Here is a 20,767-nt window from a genome sequence, read left to right on the forward strand (position 1 = left end):
TTGCATAGCAGGGGCAAGTCTGACATTCCCGACTAAATCAGTCAACTATTTACTTGACTAATTTAGTCAGGTATTTAACCTTCAGTGCCGTTTTCACTTGCAGGAGGCGTTTCGCTTACTTGCCTTTATTCTGCTGTTCGATAGATGCCAGAATCCCGCGCAGGATATTCAGCTCCTGACTCTCAGGACGCGCACGCGTAAACAGACGGCGCAGCTTGTTCATCACTTGTCCCGGATGGCCTTCGCGAATAAACCCGGTCGACAGCAGCGTTTGTTCCAGATGACCGTAAAAACGCTCTAAATCATCCACCAGCGGATACTCAGCTTCTTCGTATTCGACGCTCTTATCACCTTCCTGCGTCGCCAGCCAGGCCATGCGGACTTCATAAGAGATAACCTGCACCGCCATCGCCAGGTTGAGCGAACTGTATTCCGGGTTCGCAGCAATGGCGACGTGATAATGGCATTTTTGCAGTTCTTCGTTGGTCAGGCCAACGCGTTCACGACCAAATACCAGCGCCACCGGCGTATTCGCCGCTTCAGAGACGCTTTTTAAGCCGCATTCGCGCGGGTCCAGCATCGGCCACGGCAACGTACGGGAACGCGCGCTGGTGCCTACTACCAGACTACAACCCGCCAGCGCTTCATCGAGGGTATCGACGATCTGCGCGCTGCCGATCACATCGCTGGCGCCTGCCGCCAGGGCGATGGCCTGCGAGTCCGGTTTGACCAGTGGATTAACCAGCCACAGATTGGTTAAACCCATGGTTTTCATTGCACGGGCCACAGAGCCCATGTTGCCAGTGTGAGAGGTTTCCACCAGCACAATTCGAATATTTTGCAGCATTGTATTTCTTCGGCTAAAGATTATTCGGGCATATTATCATAAAACGAAGACATATTCCGAACTCGCTGCTATACTCTGCGCCGTTTTCCCGTTCTTTAACATCCAGTGAGAGAGACCGATGCATCCGATGCTGACCATCGCCGTGCGCGCAGCGCGCAAGGCGGGTAATGTAATTGCCAAACACTACGAAACGCCAGACTCTGTAGAAACCAGCCAGAAAGGCAGCAATGATTTCGTGACTAACGTCGATAAAGCCGCCGAAGCGATTATTATCGAAACGATTCGCAAATCTTACCCACAGCACACCATCATCACCGAAGAAAGCGGTGAACATGTTGGTGAAGATTTGGATGTTCAATGGGTTATCGATCCACTGGATGGCACCACCAACTTCGTAAAACGCCTGCCGCACTTCGCGGTATCTATCGCAGTACGCATTAAAGGCCGTACTGAAGTTGCCGTTGTTTACGATCCAATGCGTAATGAACTGTTCACCGCAACCCGCGGTCAGGGCGCGCAGCTTAACGGTTACCGTCTGCGTGGCAGCACGGCTCGCGATCTGGACGGCACCATCATTGCCACCGGCTTCCCGTTCAAAGCGAAACAGCACGCCGCTTCTTACATGAAAATCCTTGGCAACATGTTTACCGAATGCGCTGACTTCCGCCGTACCGGCTCTGCCGCGCTGGATCTGGCCTACGTTGCCGCAGCCCGCGTTGACGGTTATTTCGAAATTGGTCTGCGCCCGTGGGATTTCGCCGCAGGCGAGCTGATTGCGCGTGAAGCTGGCGCCCTGGTGTGCGACTTCACCGGCGGGCATAACTACATGGCGACCGGCAACATCGTTGCAGGTAACCCGCGCGTAGTGAAAGCCATGCTGGCTAACATGCGTGACGAACTGAGCGACGCGCTGAAGCGCTAATCGTTTGATGCCGGATGGCGGCTAGCGCCTGATCCGGCCTACCAGGGAAGTTCCCCGTAGGCCTGATAAGCGAAGCGCCATCAGGCATTCATCCTACAACAGTGCTAAAAAGGTCTTATCCCTCGCCCCACCGGCACCGCGCTCATCCACATCACCACCGCTGCCGCAATTAATACCGCGCCCCCGGCTAACGCCAGCGTCGTCCAGCCAATCTGTCGCCACAGCACCGGCGCTTTATGCCCGCTAAGTCTCACCGCCAGCGTGCGGAAACTGTGTACCAATAAAGCCAGTGACGTAATCGTCAAAGAGGTGCCCGCCGCCATCGCCAGCGCCGACGCCATGCCCCAGTAAAAGACGCCAATCACTTTACTGAACAGCAGTACCATGATGGCCCCGGAGCATGGGCGCATCCCCATAGACAGAATAATCATCAGCCGGGCGCGCCAGTCATCACCGCTTTGCACCTGTTCAGGGTTCGGCAGATGCTGATGCCCGCAGCCACAGCCGTCGTGATGCACATGGCGCGGCATGAAGGCGGTAAACGTTGGCCGCTTTAGCAATAAGCGCAGTTTTTTCAGTGCCCGCCAGCACAGCAGCAGGCCTAACACGCCCACCAGCACATAACTCCCTCTCTCCAGCCAGAAGCTGCTCATATGCAGCTGCCGCGCAGGCAACTGCAAGACGGTGAGCACGATAATCACCAGACCAATCGCGACCAGTCCTTGTAATAAAGACGACGCCAGCGTCAGGCCGATACTGGATTTGAGTTTTGACGGGTGCGTCGCAAGCCAGGTAGTAATCACCACTTTTCCATGTCCCGGCCCCAGCGCATGCAGAACACCGTAGAGAAAACTAAACAGTAGCAGCGATCCCCCTGCCTGGGTCGGACTGGCAGCAACCGCTTTCAACAATCCGCTCATCTGTTGGTTTACTTCGCGCTGCCAGACGATGCTTTTCATCATCACCTGCGGCCAGGCCAGCCATAGCCACAGTATGCCGCCTGCCGCCAGCAGCAAAAATAGCGCCAGCGGCCACAGCGTGAGCCAGCGACGTCCAGTGGGTCGTGGTTGATAAACTACTGACATTGCAGCGTTACCGTTTGTGCGAACTGTTTACCCAACTCCATATCCTCCGGCGGGGCGTCTTCTTTATCCAGCGACTGCGCAAAGATCAGCGTTTGTTCATTCGGCGTCGGGGTGTGTACTGAAATACGGCATTGCTGGCTGATCGCCTGCGACAGCCGGGCATCGCTATCCTGGTCATAGCTCATGTCCACGTAGTAGGTCGGATCGAAGGTTGAAATGGTATATTTTTGACCACTCAGCGGCTGTGGTTCAGCTAAGGGTAGAACGAACGTCAGCACCGCCTGATGTTCCTCACGTTCCATGCCGTATTCCGTCGGCCTGTTTTTAAACTTTACCTTTTGCCCTCCATGCCACACTTCAGTGAAATAATGCTGCCCAAGCACATTCGCCATCACTTCCGCCGCCAGTTTTTTCCAGATCTCCGAGCCAGGTTTAGCATTCCCCGCATCGTAAAGCAGATCTGCCGAGGTGATTTCATCCACCGTCCAGCGCATTTTCAGCGCCACGAACTGATTATTCTCGCTCACTATCTCGGTTTTCAAATGGATAAAGCTGTGGGGATGCGCACCTGCGCCAAAGGACAGGACAGCAAGAAACAACGTTACAATGATGTGCTTAACACGCTGCATGACTTCTCCACGATAAAAATCCAGGCCGCCAGAAATAATGGTGTGTTTGGCGAAAGAGTGCTGAGGATAACATTGAACGAAAAAATGTTGAGCCCCCTTTTCCGGTATCGATTCAGTTCTCAATTTCGACAATTCTTTCTCCAGCAACACCCGTCTGAATCCCTTTTCGCGGCCACAATTTATGCAAAATGATAATAAATTGTTAATTAAAAGTTTTATTTTAATTATTTATTAACAATAGTTTTGCTGGTATGGATATAAAACTCCATGAATTTAACTAATATTTAACCATTAGTTTTCTTTAAATTTACAATAACGGACATAGATCACATTCACGGAACTTATGATTCATTCCCTCTTCCATTCGTAGTTAACTTCACCCCGTGACATGTCCTGCCCCCTACGAAAGGTACAACTATGAAATTCAAACTCGCATTACTCAGTGCAACCCTGGTTTCTGCATGCATGTTGTCCGGCACGTCCTTTGCGGCGGAAAAATATGAAATTGCTGTGGTTGCCAAAGTCACCGGGATTCCGTGGTTTAACCGGATGGAAACCGGCGTTAATGAAGCAGCAAAAAAACTGGATGTGAATGCTTACCAGACCGGGCCTTCCACGCCGGATCCGGCTCAACAGGTGAAAGTCATTGAGGATCTGATCGCCAAAAACGTTAACGCGATCATCGTGGTGCCGAATGATGCCAAGGTCCTTGAGCCGGTGCTGAAAAAAGCGCGCGATAAAGGCATCGTGGTGCTGACGCACGAATCCCCGGACGAGCAGATTGGTCAATGGGATATTGAAACCATCGACAGTGAAAAATATGCGCAGGCTAACGTCGATGAATTAGCGAAAAGTATGGGCGGTAAAGGGGGTTATGCCATCTATGTCGGTTCGCTGACGGTACCGTTGCATAACGCGTGGGCCGATTTTGCGATTAAGTACCAAAAAGAAAAATATCCCGAAATGTTCGAGGTCACTTCACGTCTGCCGGTCGCGGAAAGCATCGATAAATCCTACGCCACCACGCTGGACCTGATGAAAACCTATCCGCAGATGAAGGGCATTATCGGCTTCGGCTCGCTGGGTCCGATCGGTGCGGGTCAGGCGGTGCAGAAAAAACGCGCCAAAGATAAAATCGCCGTCGTCGGGATCGCCATGCCAGCACAGGCTGCGCCGTACCTGATGCGCGGCGATATCAAAAAAGCGCTGCTGTGGGATCCAAAAGACGCGGGCTACGCGCTGGTAACGGTGGCCGACCAGCTGTTGCAGGGTAAAGAAGTGAACGCCGATTTGAGTATTGATGGTTTAGGGAAAGCCGATATCGACACGGAGAAGAAAGTGATCCGCTTTAACAAGATCCTCGAAGTCACCAAAGACAACGCACAATCACTCGGTTTCTAAGGCTTTAGCCGACACCAGGGAACCTTAACGCCGACCGTCTGGTCGGCGCTATCAACCAAACTAACACTTAGCGTCCATGCGGACGTGCGCAGGGGTATTGTCCATGACAGACACCACCGCATTTATCACTCTTGAGAATATCAGCAAACAATTCCCGGGCGTGCTGGCGCTGGATAACGTGAATCTGACGCTGAGAAAAGGCGAAGTTCACTGTCTGGCGGGTCAAAACGGCTGTGGTAAAAGCACCATTATTAAAGTGATCTCTGGGGTGTATCATCCGGAAAAAGGCGCGCAGATTTTACTCGATGGTAAATTATTCCATCACCTGACGCCGCAGCTTTCTTCCCATTATGGTATTCAGGTTATTTATCAGGACCTGTCGTTATTCCCTAACTTTAGCGTCGCTGAAAATATCGCGGTCAACCGCTATCTGCCCGGTGGCGATATCTGGGTACGCCGTGGCGCGATGAAACAGCAGGCGCTGGCCGCCATGAAACGCATCGGCGTGAACATCGATCCCGATAAAAAAGTCGAAAAACTGTCGATTGCCGACCGGCAACTGGTCGCCATTTGCCGCGCTATTGCCGCCGATGCGCGTCTGGTGATTATGGATGAACCCACCGCTTCGTTAACCCGCCAGGAGGTCAATGGTCTGCTGCGGGTCGTCAACGAACTGAAAGCGGCCGGGATTTGCGTGGTGTTTGTCAGCCACCGTCTGGATGAAGTGATGGAAGTGGCGGACCGTATCAGCGTGATGCGCGACGGCAAACTGGTGGGAACATACCCAGCCAGCGAACTCGACAGTCACGAACTGGCCTTCCTGATGACCGGACAACGCTTCCACTACAGCCCGCTGCCGGAAAGACCCGCTATTGAGCAAGAGCCGCTGCTCGAGCTACGCAACCTCAGCCGCCGGGGGAAATACCAGAACATCAATTTATCGCTACATAGCGGTGAGATTGTCTCCATTGTCGGTCTGCTGGGTGCCGGTCGCACCGAGCTTTGCCTCAGTTTGTTCGGCATGACCCATCCGGAAAGCGGCGAAATGCGCATTAACGGTCAGCCGGTTACTCTGCGCAATAACCATGACGCCATCAAACACGGGATCGGCTATGTCTCAGAAGATCGCCTGACGCAGGGGTTGATCATGGAGCAGTCGATCTATGACAACACCATCGTCACGGTGTTTGACCAACTGCATACCGGCAGCGGTCTGCTCGATCATCGTAAAGCGCAAAAGCTGGTCGCCGATTTGATCCGTGAGTTGAACATTAAAGTCTCCGATCCGCATCTGCCGGTTAAAACGCTCTCCGGCGGTAATGCTCAACGCATTGCCATTGCCAAATGGGTGGCAACCCATCCGCGCATCCTGATCCTCGACTCCCCTACCGTCGGCGTGGATATCGCCAACAAAGAGGGGATTTACCAGATAGCCCGCGATCTGGCGGAACAGGGAATGGCGGTACTAATGATTTGCGATGAAATCCCGGAAGCGTATTACAACAGCCATCGTGTGCTGGTGATGCGCCGCGGCAAACTGGTGGCGGAATTTAATCCTCATCACTGCCGTGAAGAGGAGATTGCTGAAGTGGTCGAGGTAATCAATGAATAGTCTGCGTCTCTCCCGTTTAATCGGGCAACATGAATTCTGGCTGGGCCTGCTGGTCGTGGCGCTCGCCGTCGGGCTGAGCGTCAGTACCGATGAGTTCCTGTCGCTGGGCAATCTCACAGATGTCGCCACCAGTTACGCGATTCTCGGCATTCTCGCCTGCGGGCTGTTTGTGGTGCTGATTTCCGGCGGGATCGACATCTCATTTCCGGCGATGACCGCGATTGCCCAGTATGCGATGGCCAGTTGGGTGATCGCTCACGGCGGCAACTTCATATTGGCTTTAACCATCGCAATGGCGGTAGGTCTGCTGCTTGGGCTGATTAATGGCTTCCTGGTGTACTGGCTGCGCGTTCCGGCGATCATCATTACCATCGCCACGCTAAACGTCTACTACGGCCTGCTGGTTTATGCTACCAAGGGTACCTGGCTGTACGGCTTCCCGGACTGGTTTATGAACGGTATCAACTGGTTGTCGTTCACCGCGACAGACGGCTACGACTACGGTTTAACCCTGCCCCTGCTGTGCCTGGCGGCGGTGATCATCTTTACCGCCGTACTGATGAACTATACCCGTCTTGGCCGTCAGGTTTACGCCATGGGCGGCAACCGCGACGCGGCCTCGCGCCTGGGGCTGAATTTGCTGAAGCTGCATTTCTACGTCTATGGCTATATGGGCATTCTGGCAGGCGTTGCCGCCGTGGTTCAGGCGCAAATCACCCAGTCTGTTGCCCCCAATTCCCTGCTCGGCTTTGAGCTGACGGTGCTGGCGGCGGTCGTGCTCGGCGGCACCAGCATGAGCGGCGGGCGCGGTACGTTAACCGGAACGCTACTGGGTGTTGTGCTGCTGGCGTTCTTGCAAAATGGTCTGACGCTGCTGAGCGTCTCCTCTTACTGGCACACCGTGTTCAGCGGCGCCATTATCCTGGTCAGCATTAGCGCCACGGCCTGGAACGAAAAACGTAAACTGGCAAGGGAGCTTTGAGATGAAAACAATCGCCAGATTTTTACCCGGTGATGCCATCATTCGTCTGCAATGCGTCATTATTGTGGTCGTCGCCCTGGTCTTCTCGGCCCTGCTCGGCAGCCGTTTTTTCAGCGTCGCTAACTTCCAGTCGATCGGCTCGCAGTTGCCAATCCTCGGCATGCTGGCCCTCGGGATGGGCATGACCATGCTGACCGGCGGCATTAACCTGTCGATTATTGCCGGTGCGAACGCCTGCTCGCTGGTGATGGCGGCGATTATCGTCACCCACCCGGATAACCCGCTGTTTCTGGCGCTGGCGTTGATTGCAGGAGCAGCGGTGGCGGTGGCTATCGGCACGCTCAACGGCGCTTTAATTGCCTGGGTCGGCGTCTCGCCTATTCTCGCCACCCTCGGCACGATGACGCTGATCTCGGGGCTGAATATTTTGCTCTCCAACGGGACGGTGATTTCCGGCTTCCCGACCGCCATTCAATACCTTGGTAATGCGACGATTGCCGGTATTCCGGTGGCACTGCTGCTCTTTTTCCTCGTGGCAATCCTGCTGTGGGTGCTGCTGGAGCACACCACGCTTGGGCGCAGCCTGTATCTCGTCGGTTCCAATGAGCAGGCTACCCGCTACAGCGGTGTGAATACCGTACGGGTACAAATTTCGGTGTACGTTATTTCTGCCCTGCTCGGCTGGGTCGCCGCCATTCTGATGATGGCGAAATTCAACTCGGCAAAAGCCGGATACGGTGAATCCTACCTGCTGGTCACCATCCTTGCCTCCGTGCTCGGCGGTATCAATCCGGACGGCGGCTTCGGACGCATTATCGGCCTGGTACTGGCGCTGATTGTGCTGCAAATGCTGGAAAGCGGCCTTAACTTGCTGGGGGTCAGCAGCTATCTGACGATGGCGCTGTGGGGCGCGGTGCTGATCCTCTTTATCGCATTACAGAATCGTAAAGCCTGATTTCAGGAGAAAAAATTATGGCAAGTTACTTTATTGGTGTGGATGTCGGAACCGGAAGCGCCCGCGCTGGCGTGTTTGATCTCAACGGCAGAATGGTCGGTCAGGCCAGTCGGGCCATCGAGATTTACCGTCCGCAGGCCGATTTTGTTGAGCAGTCTTCCGATAACATCTGGCAGGCTGTGTGTAACGCGGTACGCGATGCGATTAACCAGTCGGATATCAATCCTATCCAGGTGAAAGGTCTGGGCTTCGACGCCACCTGTTCATTGGTGGTGCTGGATAAAGAAGGCAACCCGCTGACCATCAGCCCTTCCGGGCGCAGTGAACAGAACATTATTGTGTGGATGGACCATCGCGCCATTACTCAGGCCGATCGCATTAACGCCCTGCATCATCGGGTGCTGGACTATGTGGGCGGTATTATCTCCCCGGAAATGCAAACGCCAAAACTGCTGTGGCTGAAGCAGCATATGCCCAATACCTGGGCTAACGCCGGTTACTACTTTGACCTGCCTGATTTCCTCACCTGGCGCGCAACGGGCGATGACACACGCTCATTGTGCTCGACGGTGTGTAAATGGACCTATATGGGCCATGAAGATAAATGGGATGCCAGCTATTTCCGCCAGATTGGGCTGGAAGATTTGCTGGAGCACGATGCCGCCAAAATTGGCCGTTACGTGAAGACCATGGGCGAACCGCTCGGCCATGGGCTGTCAGCGCGCGCCGCCAGCGAAATGGGACTCATCCCCGGCACCGCGGTCAGCGTATCAATTATTGATGCCCACGCCGGTACGCTCGGCACGCTCGGCGCCAGCGGCGTTTCTGGCGAGGTGCCGGATTTCGACCGTCGTATCGCACTGATTGGCGGCACCTCCACCGGACACATGGCGATTTCCAAAGAGCCGCGTTTTATCGGGGGCGTATGGGGGCCTTACTACTCTGCCGTGTTGCCGGAATACTGGCTCAACGAAGGCGGGCAGTCGGCTACGGGGGCGTTAATCGACCACGTAATTCAGTCGCATCCGTGCTACGACACCCTACTGGCGCAGGCAAAATCCCAGGGACAAACCATTTATGAAGTGCTGAATGCGTTGCTGCGTAAAATGGCCGGTGAGCCGGAAGATATCGCCTTCCTGACCCGCGATATGCATATCCTGCCCTATTTCCACGGCAACCGCTCGCCGCGCGCCAACCCAACGCTTACGGGTGCAATCACCGGACTTAAGCTGTCGCGCACGCCGGAAGATATGGCGCGACAGTATCTGGCAACCATCCAGGCCATTGCCCTCGGTACCCGGCATATTATTGAAACGATGAATCAAAGCGGCTACACCATCGATACGATTATGGCCAGCGGCGGCGGCACGAAAAACCCGATCTTCGTTCAGGAGCATGCCAACGCCACCGGCTGCGCGATGCTACTGCCGGAAGAGAGTGAAGCCATGCTGCTGGGCGGCGCCATGATGGGAACCATCGCCGCAGGCGTTTTTGACTCCTTCCCGGAAGCGATGTCGGCGATGAGCCGGATTGGTAAAACGGTCACCCCGCAAACCAACCGTATTAAACAGTACTACGATCGCAAATATCGGGTATTCCACGAGATGTATCAGGATCATATGAAATATCGCCAGTTGATGCAGGAGGAGGCATGAGTAATTCATGGTCTCAAGCCACCGGCGTATTCCAGATCTACAGCGATGCCCTTGCGGGACTGGGACAGCATCTGACTGAGCCGGTCTGGCAGTCGCTGATGGCGGAACTGCGCGGATGCCAGGGGAAAATCGTCGTTACCGGCGTCGGTACCTCCGGCATTGCGGCGCGTAAAGTCGCGCATATGCTCGCCTGCGTGGAGCGCCCGGCGATTTATCTCAATGCCACCGATGCGGCGCACGGCGATCTGGGGTTTTTACGCGCCGACGACCTGGTTATTATGCTGTCGCGCGGTGGCAATTCGGATGAACTTACCCGGCTGCTGCCTGGGCTGGCGGCGAGAAATGTGCCGATCCTGAGCGTGACGGAAAACGCCAATTCGGCCATCGCTAAAGCGTCGAGGCTGGTGATTTCCACCGGCGTACAGCGTGAGGCCGACCCGCTGAACATGCTGGCGACGACCTCAATTCTGCTGGTTCTGGCTATCTTTGACGCCGCCTGCGCCTGTCTGATGAGTGAAAGCGGCTACTCAAAGGAGACGCTGCTGGCGGTGCATCCCGGCGGCGATGTGGGATTAACGCTGAGCCGTGGGCAGTAACGCCAGGCATCTGTTCCGGAGGTAATGAATCTGTTGCCTCCGGTGTATTGCTACGTTCACCTTATGTTTTTCACTTCTCTGAAATAATAGTACCCGTGAACGTGTTAAGGGTACTATCGCCGTACCCTTAACAATCCCGGCTCCCGGCGGGAAAATTGCCACTTCGTGGTTCCCTCCGCTTATTCCTCCAGGCTACCGGGCCGGGCGCGAGGTAGCGTCCTTGCAAAGCGCGCCCTGAGCCAGCATCCATGCTGGCTCTCCCGGCCTTACGGAAACACGTCGGCAATTTTCAGCCGTACCAGCCCACACCTGACCACCTGTATTTTTATTTGAAAATATCTGAACAGCAAAACCGATATAGCTAAAAGCAAGAGCGCTGAAGCGACACCCCGATCCGGAATCACATGTTCTCCATAATGTTTAACAGACATGCAGTACATCTCTACCAGTTCTTTTATATGTAAACTAAAGATAAAACCGTGAAAAAGTGGATTAACGCGCTGCGTTTCACTACCGCTATCTGTTCCGCACGTTAAAAATTCTGTGACGCTCCCCAGCATTCCTGGCGTAAAGCTTTCCATTCCGCAAATCTATGCGCAAACTTTAACTATTCTTATCAAACATACTCACGGGAGATTCTACAGATGATGTCAACGCTCGCCCCGCCATCTGTACTTTCCGCTCCCCAACGCCGTTGCCAGGTACTGCTGACGCTTTTTCTGCCGGGGCAGATTGCTACCGCGCAGACCTTCAGCAGTCTCAATGGCGTCGATGATGCCACCGTTCAGGAGGATATCATTGGCGCGGGGCTCGAAATCCAGCGCTATCATCGGCTCGCCATTACTTCCGCCCAGAATGGCGGCTATACGATCGAAGGCGCCCCGCTGAACCAGCGGCTGTGCCTGTTGCATTGGCTGCGCCGTGGCCTGCGGATCTGCCCGACGTTTATCACGCAACATTTCACACCCACATTGAAAATGGCGCTTAAACAGCAGGGTATAGCGCGCACGTTGTATGATGACACCAATCTGCATGCGCTGATTAACCTCTGCTCCCGACGCTTGCAAAAGCCCTTTGAGTGCCGTGATATCCAGTTCCTGCGGCTGTTTTTACAATACTGCCTGCTGCAACATCACGCGGGGATCACCCCGGAGTTTAATCCGCTCCAGCAGCGCTGGGCGCAATCCTGCGCGGAGTATGCGCTCGCTGAGGAGATTGCCCGCCACTGGCAACGTCACGTCATGCAAAGTGCGCCGCCGGGCGAATCGCTGTTTATGGCATTGCTGTTCTCAATGATTCGCATCCCCGATCCCATCCGCGATAACCACCAGCAGGATCGCCGTTTGCGTCTGGCTATCGCGCGGCTGGTGCTGCGTTTTCGCGAGTATGGCAACGTTCGCTTCAGTGATGAACAAGGGCTGAACGACCAGTTGTATATCCACCTTGCCCAGGCCCTGAACCGCAGTTTGTTTGCCATTGGTATTGATAACACGCTGCCGGAGGAGTTCAGCCGACTTTATCCCCGGCTGGTTCGCACCACCCGCGAGGCGATACACGGATTCGAAGCGGAATACGAAGTGCAATTTTCAGAAGAAGAGATCGGTCTGGTGGCGGTGATTTTCGGTGCCTGGCTGATGCAGGAGAAGGATTTGCACGAAAAGCAGATTATCCTGCTGACCGGCAGTAATGAACAACTCGAAGCGCATATTGAACAGCAGCTACGCGAACTGACGCTACTGCCGCTCAACGTAAAACATATGCCAATGCAGGACTTTCAAAAAGAGGGTGCGCCGCGCGGCGTAACGCTGATCGTCACACCGTACACTACGCCGCTGCCGCTGTTTTCACCACCGTTGATTCATGCGGATCTGGCGCTGACGTCTCACCAGCAGCAGCAGATCCGCAAAATCCTCGAATCATAACGTCGCAGGCTGCGCCACTACTTTCGGGCGCAACACGATAGCCGGTAGCGCCACCAGCGCCATCACCCAGAATACGCCGCTGCCCAGGTTTTGGTACAGGTAGCCAGCGAAAACGGTCATGATGGCGATACTGCCGCCCATCGCTATCGCGGAATAGACCGCCTGTAAACGAATCACTTCGCTGCCCTGTCGCGCCGCGATATAGCGCATTGCCGCCAGGTGGCAGACGGTGAAGGTACCGCAGTGCAGGATCTGCACCACAATCAGCCACGGTAGTTTGGTGCTCCAGCCCATCAGCCCCCAACGCGCCACGCCGCAAACGGCGGAAAGCAACAGCAGATCGCGGGCACTAAAGCGGCGGAACAGCTTGTGGCTGAGCGCGAAGATAATGACTTCCGCCACCACGCCCAATGACCATAAATAGCCCACCGCCGAAGCGGAATAACCAGCAGACTGCCAGTAAATGGCGCTAAAACCATAATAGGCGGCATGCGCGCCCTGCAGCAGACTCACGCAGGCAAGAAAACGCCAGCTTTGCGTTATTAACGCGCGCCAGGCGGGCCACCCCGCACTCTCCTGCTGACGGGTTTCACCTGCTGGCTGCACGCTCGGACGAATCATCATGCCCAGCAGCATTGAGGCGACGCCAAGCGACAGCAGAATAAGGATCACCCGATAGTCAAACAGGCTCACCAGCTTACCGGTCAGCGCAGAGCCAATCACAAAGGCCACGGATCCCCACAGTCGAACCCGCCCGTAATCCATGGTTATCTGTTTTTGCCAGGTGTTAGCCAGCGCGTCGGTCAGCGGCACCAACGGTGAGAAAAACAGGTTAAATCCGACCATCACCACCATCAGCCACGCCACGTTGGTCCCCGCCCAGAAGGCCAGCGCAAACACCAACGTCAACAGAGCCAGAATACGTAAAGCGGTAATCAGACGAGAGGGATCGCTCACGCGCGGCGCAATCAGCAAGCTACCGAGAAAACGGGCAATCAGCCCCGCGCCCAGCAGTAAACCAATGGTTTCCGGTGTCAGCCCCAACCCTTCGAGCCAGACGCTCCAGAAAGGCAGAAAAATACCGTAGCTAAAGAAATAGGTGAAATAACCGAGCGCCAGCCAGCGCGTGGAATGCAAAGCCATGAATCCCTCCCGTTTGGAGACGGTAGTCTGGCGATAAACTCTGGCTGGCGCAAGAGACCATTAACAGGCAGATAACATGATTTTCGCCCTATTCGACACAAATTTGCATCGCAAAATGACAGCGTTCTCCCTGCGCTAAAACCTGCAATCCCGGCTGCCCCTGCATGTGGTGGGCATTCACCGGATGCGTCTGCGGCTCCAGGCACAGGAATGGTTCACCCGACATTCTGAACAGCATCAGCCACGGAGTTTGCGCTAAAATCGTGACTTTCATCACATCGCGCTGAATAACGGCCCGCCCGCTCCAGCCAGAATAACCCACATTCAACCAGGCATCTTCACCGTATTGCGCATGCATAAAATCCGCTGCGGGTGGAATATCACTTTGCCAGTCCAGTGGCAGATGCTGTTCCCCCTCCGGCCAATAGCCGCTGGCGGTGAACTGAGCCGTACTGTACGTATCAAAGGCGAAAAACGGATGGAACCCGCAGCCATAGATCATCGGTCGTTCCCCGCAATGGGTGAGCGTCAATGAAGCATGCAGGCTCGAAGCTTCCAGTTGGTAGCAAATCTGCGCCGTATAGTCGTAGCCACAGGGATGCCAACTGCGCAACTGTAGCAAACAACCGCTTGGTGTCGCGGTGATAACCCGCCAGCGCTGCAGCCAGCCGTCACCGTGCAGGAAGAAGTGTTCATCCGCCTCATGGTGCGGTAGCACAACCTCTTCCCCACGTAGCATAAAACGGTTGCCCGCCACCCGGTTTGCCACCGGCAGCATCGGGAACAGGCCGCAATCACCGGGCTGCTGACCATGACCTTCACGTAATATTGCCCGTTGATGTTGTAACGAAACCAGACTCAATAGCGAACCGCCCTGCGGATCTACGCACATCCGTAGATGTGCGTTTTGAAGCATCAGCAGAGAATTCATTAGCGGGTGCTTCGTTGTTGGCTTGATGCGCCAACTTTCGTATGCTGCGCCGCCAGCTGTTCCTCCAGCGCTTCCAGCGTCACGCCTTTGGTTTCCGGCACATTACGCAGAATATAGATAAAGCCCATCGCGCAAATCACACCGTAGAGCAGGAAGCTTCCCGATGCGCCCAGACTCGCATTCAGCAGTGGGAAGGTATAGGTCAGCAGGAAGCAGGCAATCCACAACGCCAGCGTGCCGAACGACATCGCTAACCCGCGTACTCGGTTGGGGAAGATTTCGGACAGCAGTACCCATGTTACCGGGGCCAGCGTCAGGGCGTAAATGGCGATCGCCGCCAGCACCAGTACCAAAACCGGCCAGCCCAGAATGCCCAACCCGTATGCCCCGGCAATGAGTACGTAGATAACCGTCAGCCCTGATGCACCAAACAGCATCAGTTTACGACGCCCAATTTTGTCCACCAGCGGCAGAGCGGCAAGGGTAAAGACCAGATTGATGATCCCGGTCGCTACGATCGATTTTAACGTGCCGTTGATGTCGAATCCGGCAGAAGCAAATATCTCCTGCGCATAGTTGAAAATAACGTTGATCCCACACCACTGCTGGAACACTGCCAGCACCATGCCAATAATCACTATCGGTTTGATCTGCGGTTGTAACAGTGATGACCACGCGACCTTGTGGTTATCTTTTTGTAGCGTATGTTCAATCTCTTTCAGCGTTTGCCCGGCATATTCCGCCGAACCAATGCGCTGCAGCATGGTGCGCGCACGTTCGGCTTTTCCTGCCTTCACCAACCAGCGCGGCGATTCAGGGACAAAGAACATCAGCACCAGGAAAATTACCGCGGGCACTAATTCAGCGCCAAACATCCAGCGCCAGCCCGTCTGACCGTTCCAGCTTTCCACAATCGCCTGCTGCGTAGCGCCTGTAGCGACAGGTTCGGCAATCATCAGGTTGATAAGCTGCGCCGCCAGGACGCCAATGACGATGGTGAGTTGGTTAACGGCAACAAAGCGACCACGCTTTTCCGCCGGGCTGACCTCAGCGATATACAGCGGGCTTAGCGCGGATGCCAGACCAATCCCCACGCCGCCAACGATGCGATAGACAACAAACATGTCAAAATTGCTGGCAACTGCTGTTCCCCAGGCTGAAGCGCTAAAAAGGATTGCCGAGAGAATCAGCGGCATCTTTCGGCCAAACTTATCGGCACACCAGCCGGAAATCAGCGCACCAAAGATACAACCAACCAGCGCCGAGCTCATCGCCCAGCCAGATTGCGCCGGATCGGTAATCGAAAAATAAGCTTCATAGAAGGGCTTTGCCCCGCCGATCACCACCCAGTCATAGCCAAACAGTAAACCACCGCAGGCGGCAACCAGGCAGATAGTCCAGACGTAACCAATCTTTAAATGTGTCTGCGCGTTATTCATTATGATTCCTCTTTCAGGGAAACGCAGGGAACAGAAGGTTTCGGGTGAGGTTGCCCCCACCCGTTTCGGGTGTTACTGGAACAGCCTTACGTTAATGGCGTGACGCAGCAGTAACGCCTTGTCATGCGCCGGATTGAGTTGCAGAAGCTCATCAAGATCGCGCTGGCAAGCAGAACTATTTCCCAGCCCCAGATGCCCAAGCGCATTGATAAACAGGCAGTGTTGCTGGTGTTTTGCTTGTGCTGAGGTATCCAGCACCACCAGATCGGGCAGCGATACGGCAAAGAAATCGACATCCGGGACGTTGTCGCGATGCGACTCAACCCATTGCAGGAAGCTGTTGAACAGAGCGTCCGCCTGTGCATCATCGCCAAGTTTTCTCTGCGCCATACCCTGCCAGAAGAGATAGTCCACCGGCTGGTCGTTGTAGTAACGTCCGGCATCCAGTGAGCTACCGCCACGCGTGGCACGGGAGAAATAGCGCCGGGACTCCTCGAAATGCCCCTGCTGCTGGGCGCAATAACCCAGCAAATACCAGATGTCATTATCCGTTTGCCCAGGCAGGCGCCCCTCTCCAAGGTTTTGCGGGTAGTGCAGCGCCTGTTGCAGTTGCGTGATGGCGGTTTGCGGGTCGCCCGACTGAACGGCCTCCAGTGCGCGATGCATCTGATTCAGTAGATATTGCCCGGTGGCTTTGCCTTCTCCTCCCTCCCACGGATGAAATACACGCTCACGTAAGATTGCCGCGGCCTCGTCGTAGCGCCCCAATCCATTCCACAGACTAAGCAGTTCCACCGTCAGATCGTCACGATGGAAGACAATATCTTTGCTGGCTTCCAGTCGTTGCAAACGCTGTTCAGCCGGTTGCGCCATCAGCTTTTTGAGATAGTCGAGTTCGAACAGGAAACGGGCATTTTGCGGCTCCAGTGCTACGGCCTGCGACAGATACTGCATCGCCTGCTGTGCATCGTGCTGTTTGTTCCAGGCATAGATACCCAATAAGCGATGCACTGGGGCAAAATCCGGCTCCTGCGCAAGGGTAAAGTGCCAGCAGGAGACCGCCTCGTCATAGCAGCGTTTGCTGTACCAGAAACAGCCGAGCAAATAACGGGCAAAAGCGCTCTGCTCGAGGGTTTGCAGCATCTGTACTTCATCCAGCGTATTGGGAAAACGGACGCGATTTTGCAGACACTTACGCGCTCGTTCGATAAAAGGTTGCGGATTGTCGCTCAGCGAAGCGCGCCACAGCATCGGTAGCGTTTCCTGGCTGTCGAGCAGTTCCAGCACGCCACGGGCAGCATCTTTTTGCCCCAATGCGATCAACCAGCCAGCCAGTTCACACGCGTTGGTACCGCGCCGCCCGGTAATCGAGATTAGCGCCTGTGCCGTCGCTTCATCCTGACAAATAGCCCAGCGTGCATAGTGCAGGGTGTAACTCAGCGGATAATCAACCAGCTGTTGGCGAATGTATTCCAGCGCTTGCGCATTGCGATCAAGCTTAGCCAGCGCCAGCGCTTTCAGTCCCATCGCCAGGTTATTACTGCCGTTAAAACGCAGGCTCTGCTCGACTTTTTCCAACGCGCCGGCATAGTCCTGACGTTTCATCGCCAGGCGCGCTAACGACCAGAAAGCCGCATCCCGGCAGTTGCCGCTCCAGCTCGCCTTATAATAATTATCCCAGGCGCTTTCATCGTCGCCCTGGCGTTCCTGCGCGGCGGCCAGCAGCATACTCGCCTCGCCATCACGCGGATTCTTATTGAGCTTGTGCGCCCGTTCCAGCGCCTTGCCCGCGCAATGGGCTGCTAATGCCCAGTCCGCGCGGTTTAGCGCCAGCGTCCCCAGCGCCACATTATTGCGATAATCAAGCGGGTCGACCTCCAGCGCGCGGCGGTAATAGTCTTCGGCATAGCGGCTGGCGTGGTTGTACTGCTCCAGATGCTGACCAATAAAATAGAGTTCATCGGTATTAGCAATCGCTTCTGGCTGAGCTGGCGCGCTGGCCGCCGAGGGTAGTGGTAACTCTTGCGCCATGTGCTCTTCGTACTGTAAAAGCGTGGAGCCATCGGCGCGAGTGACGGTCATCGTTACCCGGGCATGGCCATTGTCAGACACATCGGCTAACCAGCTCTGCCCCGGCTCAAGGGTGAGTGTATTCTCAAAGAACGCCTCCCCGTGTGCCGCAAGCGTAACCTGAACATCGCGTAGCGGCGCTATCGCATAAACGCCCACTGAAAGTTGGCTTCCCTCACGCACCAGCCGAAGCGCCAGTTGCGTGCTGGCGTTTTGCACCATGCCAAGTTCGCTGTAGGGCAGGAAGTTTTGCACGAAAACTTTCTCTTCGTACGGCGCAAGCCAGGTGAAATCCGGTTGGTTATCGGTAAAGACCCCGGTCATCAGTTCGATATACGGACCGTTGTCATCAGTGAGATTACGATCCCAGGCAACGCCAAAGTCGCCGTATCCCCAGGTCCACTGTTTTTTCCCCGGCGAAACATGGTGGTCCGCCACGTGCAGTAATCCACCGCGTTCGCCGTGGTGCCAGGCGCCGACAAAGTCATAATCCGATTTTTCCGCCATATAAGAGGTCGGAACGGGTACGTTTTTGTAGCGAGAGATATCCACACCCGCCGAGTAATCCACTTTGTAGTAGGTGCCAGTAGCGACAGGAAACGCTGAAACATCGCGCTTGCCGTGGTCGAATACCGCGGTTACATCCGGCGGAAACACGCTCTGATGATCGTCGCCGCCTTTCACCGCCGGATTCGCCCACCACAGGAAGTGGCGCGGCGTGGCGTTACCGTTAAACACCTTCCCGGTTATTTCGATCAGCGCGCGATCTGGATACAGTGTGAATCCGGTCATCACCTGTAAACCACGCATGGGTTCGACCTCCCCCATCCACACGGTATATTCGCCCTGCTCGCCCTGCTGTTGCGTAAAATCAACCGGCATAAAGGTGGTTGGACGATGATGCTGCGGCCAGTTGAACTCAATGCCGCCAGAGATCCATGGCCCAAGCAGGCCAACCAACGCTGGTTTCACCACTTCGTTGTAGTAGACGAAATCACGTTGCTGCACTTTGTCATACGCACGATGGATACGTCCGCCTAATTCCGGCAGCAGCATGATGCGAATGAAGTCATTCTCCATCCACACCGCCTGATAGTCGCGCATTTCACGCTTGCCGGTCAGGGTATCAATCACGCCGTAGGGATAAACCGCACCAGAGGATCCCTGATATACCCTTTTCTCCAGAAACATCGGGTTAGCGTCTTCTTCACCCACCGTCCACGTTGGGAGGGTGATCGTTTCCTGCCAGACTTTAACTGAACCGTACATGCCGCTCTCCACTCAATAAACAAAAGTAAAAATTTAACCTGAGGCTATTCTGCGGCAGTTAAGTAGCGTTAAAATGCGCAATGCTCACGCAATATAGTAAAGGAAGTTAAGTGTATGCAGCGTTCGGGATTCAATAACGCCAGGGTACGTCAAGCAAATAAACAGATCTTTTTGTCGCATCTATGGCGGGAAAAACAGCTTAGCAAGTCGCAGTTGGCGCAGCTGACCAGTCTGTCGATCCCGGCGGTCAGCAATATTCTTGAAGAGCTGATGGATGAAGGGAGAATCAGCCATTCGCGAGAGACGTTAAGCCAGCGCGGTTTGAGTAGCGGCAGTTATCATTTGCCAGAAACAGGTGCCTGGACGCTCTGCATCAACGTCACCCCCACCAGCATCACCAGCCAACTGGCGGACGCGCGTCTGGTGGCCGTCGGTGACTGGCACCATGAGGTCATTAATCCTGATACGCCAAAAGCGCTACTGGCGGCATTGGCGACACACTGGCGAGAATACCGTCGGCAATTTCCAGAGGTTACGATTAATCTGGCGCTGGGCGTGCACGGCCAGGTTGATCCGATTACCGGCGCATCAAAAACCATGCCTCAGGCTCCGTGGAAAACACCGGTGGAAATAAAATACCTGCTTGAGGAGATGCTTGGTGTGCAGGTCCGGCTGGACAATGACTGCGTGATGCTGGCGCTGGCGGAAAAGTGGCAAAATCCGGCGGCTAACGGTGATTTTTGTGTGATTAACGTTGATTACGGCATTGGCTCATCGTTTGTCATTAACGATAACATCTGGCGGGGCAGTTTGTACGGCAGCGGTCAGATTGGCCATACAATAATTGATCCGGACGGGGTTGCCTGCGACTGTGGCCGTTATGGGTGTCTGGAAACGGTGGCGTCATTAAGCGCACTGAAAAAGCAGGCTCGCGTGTGGATGAAATCGCAACCGACATCCCTGTATGATCCCCAAACGCTGACGACCGACCAGCTTATTGATGCCTGGAGGCACGGAGATGTTCGCATTCAGGCGTGGGCCGAACATGCCGCCAGCGCCATTGGCCTGAGTCTGTACAATTTTCTAAATATATTAAATATTAATCAAATCTGGCTGTATGGTCGTAGCTGCGCCTTCGGCGAGAGCTGGCTCAATACGCTGGTGCAGCAAACCGGATTTAATCCGTTCGATCATGGCGATAACCCACGAGCCCGGGCAACGCAGATCGGTTTCGGTAAGCTTAATCGCGCTCAGCAACTGATGGGCATCGGCTATCTGTATGTCGAGTCGCAGCTTAGCGAGCTGTAGT

At 54.9% G+C, this 20,767-nt stretch carries 17 protein-coding genes; 9 read left to right on the forward strand and 8 right to left on the reverse strand.

What is annotated here, in order from left to right; genetic code table 11:
- Window positions 1-115: 115 nt before the first annotated feature.
- A complete protein-coding gene (gene trmJ, locus FOB24_RS18685; RefSeq protein WP_069324453.1) occupies window positions 116-847 on the reverse strand; it encodes a tRNA (cytosine(32)/uridine(32)-2'-O)-methyltransferase TrmJ in 732 nt (243 codons plus the stop codon).
- A 118-nt stretch (window positions 848-965) separates the two neighbouring features.
- Here trmJ and suhB point away from each other — a divergent pair, with 118 nt between their 5' ends.
- Window positions 966-1,769 carry an inositol-1-monophosphatase gene (gene suhB, locus FOB24_RS18690; protein ID WP_003835237.1) on the forward strand — a complete coding sequence of 268 codons (804 nt, stop codon included), beginning with the start codon at window positions 966-968 and terminating at the stop codon, window positions 1,767-1,769.
- A gap of 104 nt (window positions 1,770-1,873) precedes the next feature.
- Here the strand turns inward: suhB and FOB24_RS18695 are convergent, their stop codons facing one another.
- Window positions 1,874-2,854: a nickel/cobalt transporter gene (locus FOB24_RS18695; protein WP_150345305.1), complete on the reverse strand. Its 981-nt coding sequence runs from the start codon at window positions 2,852-2,854 to the stop codon at window positions 1,874-1,876.
- The gene (locus tag FOB24_RS18700) at window positions 2,845-3,483 is read right to left on the reverse strand and encodes a DUF1007 family protein (protein WP_150345306.1); all 639 of its coding nucleotides are present in this window, start codon (window positions 3,481-3,483) and stop codon (window positions 2,845-2,847) included. The genes FOB24_RS18695 and FOB24_RS18700 overlap by 10 nt, the downstream gene beginning before the upstream one ends.
- Window positions 3,484-3,900: 417 nt before the next feature.
- On the opposite strand from FOB24_RS18700, the gene FOB24_RS18705 reads away from it, so the two are divergent.
- The 6 genes from FOB24_RS18705 to FOB24_RS18730 all read left to right on the forward strand — a co-directional run bounded on the left by FOB24_RS18705 (window position 3,901) and on the right by FOB24_RS18730 (window position 10,684).
- On the forward strand, window positions 3,901-4,884 hold the full coding sequence (locus FOB24_RS18705; protein ID WP_038642638.1) for an autoinducer 2 ABC transporter substrate-binding protein: 984 nt from the start codon (window positions 3,901-3,903) through the stop codon (window positions 4,882-4,884).
- A 103-nt stretch (window positions 4,885-4,987) separates the two neighbouring features.
- Entirely contained in the window at window positions 4,988-6,496 is a 1,509-nt protein-coding gene (locus FOB24_RS18710) for a sugar ABC transporter ATP-binding protein (RefSeq protein WP_069324450.1), read from the forward strand.
- Window positions 6,489-7,478: an ABC transporter permease gene (locus FOB24_RS18715; RefSeq protein ID WP_038642642.1), complete on the forward strand. Its 990-nt coding sequence runs from the start codon at window positions 6,489-6,491 to the stop codon at window positions 7,476-7,478. Before FOB24_RS18710 ends, FOB24_RS18715 begins: the two co-directional genes overlap by 8 nt.
- Before the next feature lies 1 nt (window position 7,479).
- On the forward strand, window positions 7,480-8,433 hold the full coding sequence (locus FOB24_RS18720; protein ID WP_038642644.1) for an ABC transporter permease: 954 nt from the start codon (window positions 7,480-7,482) through the stop codon (window positions 8,431-8,433).
- A 17-nt stretch (window positions 8,434-8,450) separates the two neighbouring features.
- Window positions 8,451-10,088, forward strand: coding sequence for an FGGY-family carbohydrate kinase (locus FOB24_RS18725; protein WP_038642646.1), 1,638 nt, complete (start codon window positions 8,451-8,453; stop codon window positions 10,086-10,088).
- Entirely contained in the window at window positions 10,085-10,684 is a 600-nt protein-coding gene (locus FOB24_RS18730) for a KpsF/GutQ family sugar-phosphate isomerase (protein ID WP_150345307.1), read from the forward strand. Before FOB24_RS18725 ends, FOB24_RS18730 begins: the two co-directional genes overlap by 4 nt.
- A gap of 266 nt (window positions 10,685-10,950) precedes the next feature.
- Here the strand turns inward: FOB24_RS18730 and FOB24_RS24315 are convergent, their stop codons facing one another.
- Entirely contained in the window at window positions 10,951-11,265 is a 315-nt protein-coding gene (locus FOB24_RS24315; protein ID WP_190971842.1) for a hypothetical protein, read from the reverse strand.
- Window positions 11,266-11,328: 63 nt separating this feature from the next.
- Here FOB24_RS24315 and csiE point away from each other — a divergent pair, with 63 nt between their 5' ends.
- Window positions 11,329-12,606, forward strand: a complete 1,278-nt coding sequence (csiE, locus tag FOB24_RS18745; RefSeq protein ID WP_038642650.1) for a stationary phase inducible protein CsiE — start codon at window positions 11,329-11,331, stop codon at window positions 12,604-12,606.
- On the opposite strand, the gene FOB24_RS18750 is transcribed toward csiE, so the two are convergent.
- The 4 genes from FOB24_RS18750 to FOB24_RS18765 all read right to left on the reverse strand — a co-directional run bounded on the left by FOB24_RS18750 (window position 12,601) and on the right by FOB24_RS18765 (window position 19,458).
- Entirely contained in the window at window positions 12,601-13,749 is a 1,149-nt protein-coding gene (locus tag FOB24_RS18750; protein ID WP_150345309.1) for a 3-phenylpropionate MFS transporter, read from the reverse strand. The genes csiE and FOB24_RS18750 overlap by 6 nt on opposite strands.
- Before the next feature lie 88 nt (window positions 13,750-13,837).
- On the reverse strand, window positions 13,838-14,680 hold the full coding sequence (locus FOB24_RS18755) for an aldose 1-epimerase (protein ID WP_137347042.1): 843 nt from the start codon (window positions 14,678-14,680) through the stop codon (window positions 13,838-13,840).
- Window positions 14,680-16,119, reverse strand: coding sequence for a sugar porter family MFS transporter (locus FOB24_RS18760; protein WP_150345310.1), 1,440 nt, complete (start codon window positions 16,117-16,119; stop codon window positions 14,680-14,682). The genes FOB24_RS18755 and FOB24_RS18760 overlap by 1 nt, the downstream gene beginning before the upstream one ends.
- 72 nt (window positions 16,120-16,191) lie before the next feature.
- Window positions 16,192-19,458 (reverse strand): DUF5107 domain-containing protein, encoded by a 3,267-nt coding sequence (locus FOB24_RS18765; RefSeq protein WP_150345311.1) that lies wholly within the window; start codon window positions 19,456-19,458, stop codon window positions 16,192-16,194.
- A gap of 114 nt (window positions 19,459-19,572) precedes the next feature.
- Here FOB24_RS18765 and FOB24_RS18770 point away from each other — a divergent pair, with 114 nt between their 5' ends.
- The gene (locus tag FOB24_RS18770; RefSeq protein WP_150345312.1) at window positions 19,573-20,766 is read left to right on the forward strand and encodes an ROK family transcriptional regulator; all 1,194 of its coding nucleotides are present in this window, start codon (window positions 19,573-19,575) and stop codon (window positions 20,764-20,766) included.
- The last annotated feature ends 1 nt before the right edge of the window (window position 20,767 follow it).

The organism is Citrobacter werkmanii, assembly GCF_008693645.1.
In the GTDB taxonomy this organism is placed as follows: Bacteria; Pseudomonadota; Gammaproteobacteria; order Enterobacterales; family Enterobacteriaceae; genus Citrobacter; species Citrobacter werkmanii.

Bases quoted from the DNA above. Each gene is read 5' to 3' on its own strand.
- csiE (WP_038642650.1), top strand. From the start codon at position 11,329: ATGATGTCAACGCTCGCCCCGCCATCTGTACTTTCCGCTCCCCAACGC.
- suhB (WP_003835237.1), top strand. From the start codon at position 966: ATGCATCCGATGCTGACCATCGCCGTGCGCGCAGCGCGCAAGGCGGGT.
- FOB24_RS18770 (WP_150345312.1), top strand. From the start codon at position 19,573: ATGCAGCGTTCGGGATTCAATAACGCCAGGGTACGTCAAGCAAATAAA.
- FOB24_RS18720 (WP_038642644.1), top strand. From the start codon at position 7,480: ATGAAAACAATCGCCAGATTTTTACCCGGTGATGCCATCATTCGTCTG.
- FOB24_RS18750 (WP_150345309.1), bottom strand. From the start codon at position 13,749: ATGGCTTTGCATTCCACGCGCTGGCTGGCGCTCGGTTATTTCACCTAT.
- trmJ (WP_069324453.1), bottom strand. From the start codon at position 847: ATGCTGCAAAATATTCGAATTGTGCTGGTGGAAACCTCTCACACTGGC.
- FOB24_RS18765 (WP_150345311.1), bottom strand. From the start codon at position 19,458: ATGTACGGTTCAGTTAAAGTCTGGCAGGAAACGATCACCCTCCCAACG.
- FOB24_RS24315 (WP_190971842.1), bottom strand. From the start codon at position 11,265: ATGGAAAGCTTTACGCCAGGAATGCTGGGGAGCGTCACAGAATTTTTA.
- FOB24_RS18755 (WP_137347042.1), bottom strand. From the start codon at position 14,680: ATGAATTCTCTGCTGATGCTTCAAAACGCACATCTACGGATGTGCGTA.
- FOB24_RS18710 (WP_069324450.1), top strand. From the start codon at position 4,988: ATGACAGACACCACCGCATTTATCACTCTTGAGAATATCAGCAAACAA.
- FOB24_RS18715 (WP_038642642.1), top strand. From the start codon at position 6,489: ATGAATAGTCTGCGTCTCTCCCGTTTAATCGGGCAACATGAATTCTGG.
- FOB24_RS18760 (WP_150345310.1), bottom strand. From the start codon at position 16,119: ATGAATAACGCGCAGACACATTTAAAGATTGGTTACGTCTGGACTATC.
- FOB24_RS18730 (WP_150345307.1), top strand. From the start codon at position 10,085: ATGAGTAATTCATGGTCTCAAGCCACCGGCGTATTCCAGATCTACAGC.
- FOB24_RS18705 (WP_038642638.1), top strand. From the start codon at position 3,901: ATGAAATTCAAACTCGCATTACTCAGTGCAACCCTGGTTTCTGCATGC.
- FOB24_RS18695 (WP_150345305.1), bottom strand. From the start codon at position 2,854: ATGTCAGTAGTTTATCAACCACGACCCACTGGACGTCGCTGGCTCACG.
- FOB24_RS18725 (WP_038642646.1), top strand. From the start codon at position 8,451: ATGGCAAGTTACTTTATTGGTGTGGATGTCGGAACCGGAAGCGCCCGC.
- FOB24_RS18700 (WP_150345306.1), bottom strand. From the start codon at position 3,483: ATGCAGCGTGTTAAGCACATCATTGTAACGTTGTTTCTTGCTGTCCTG.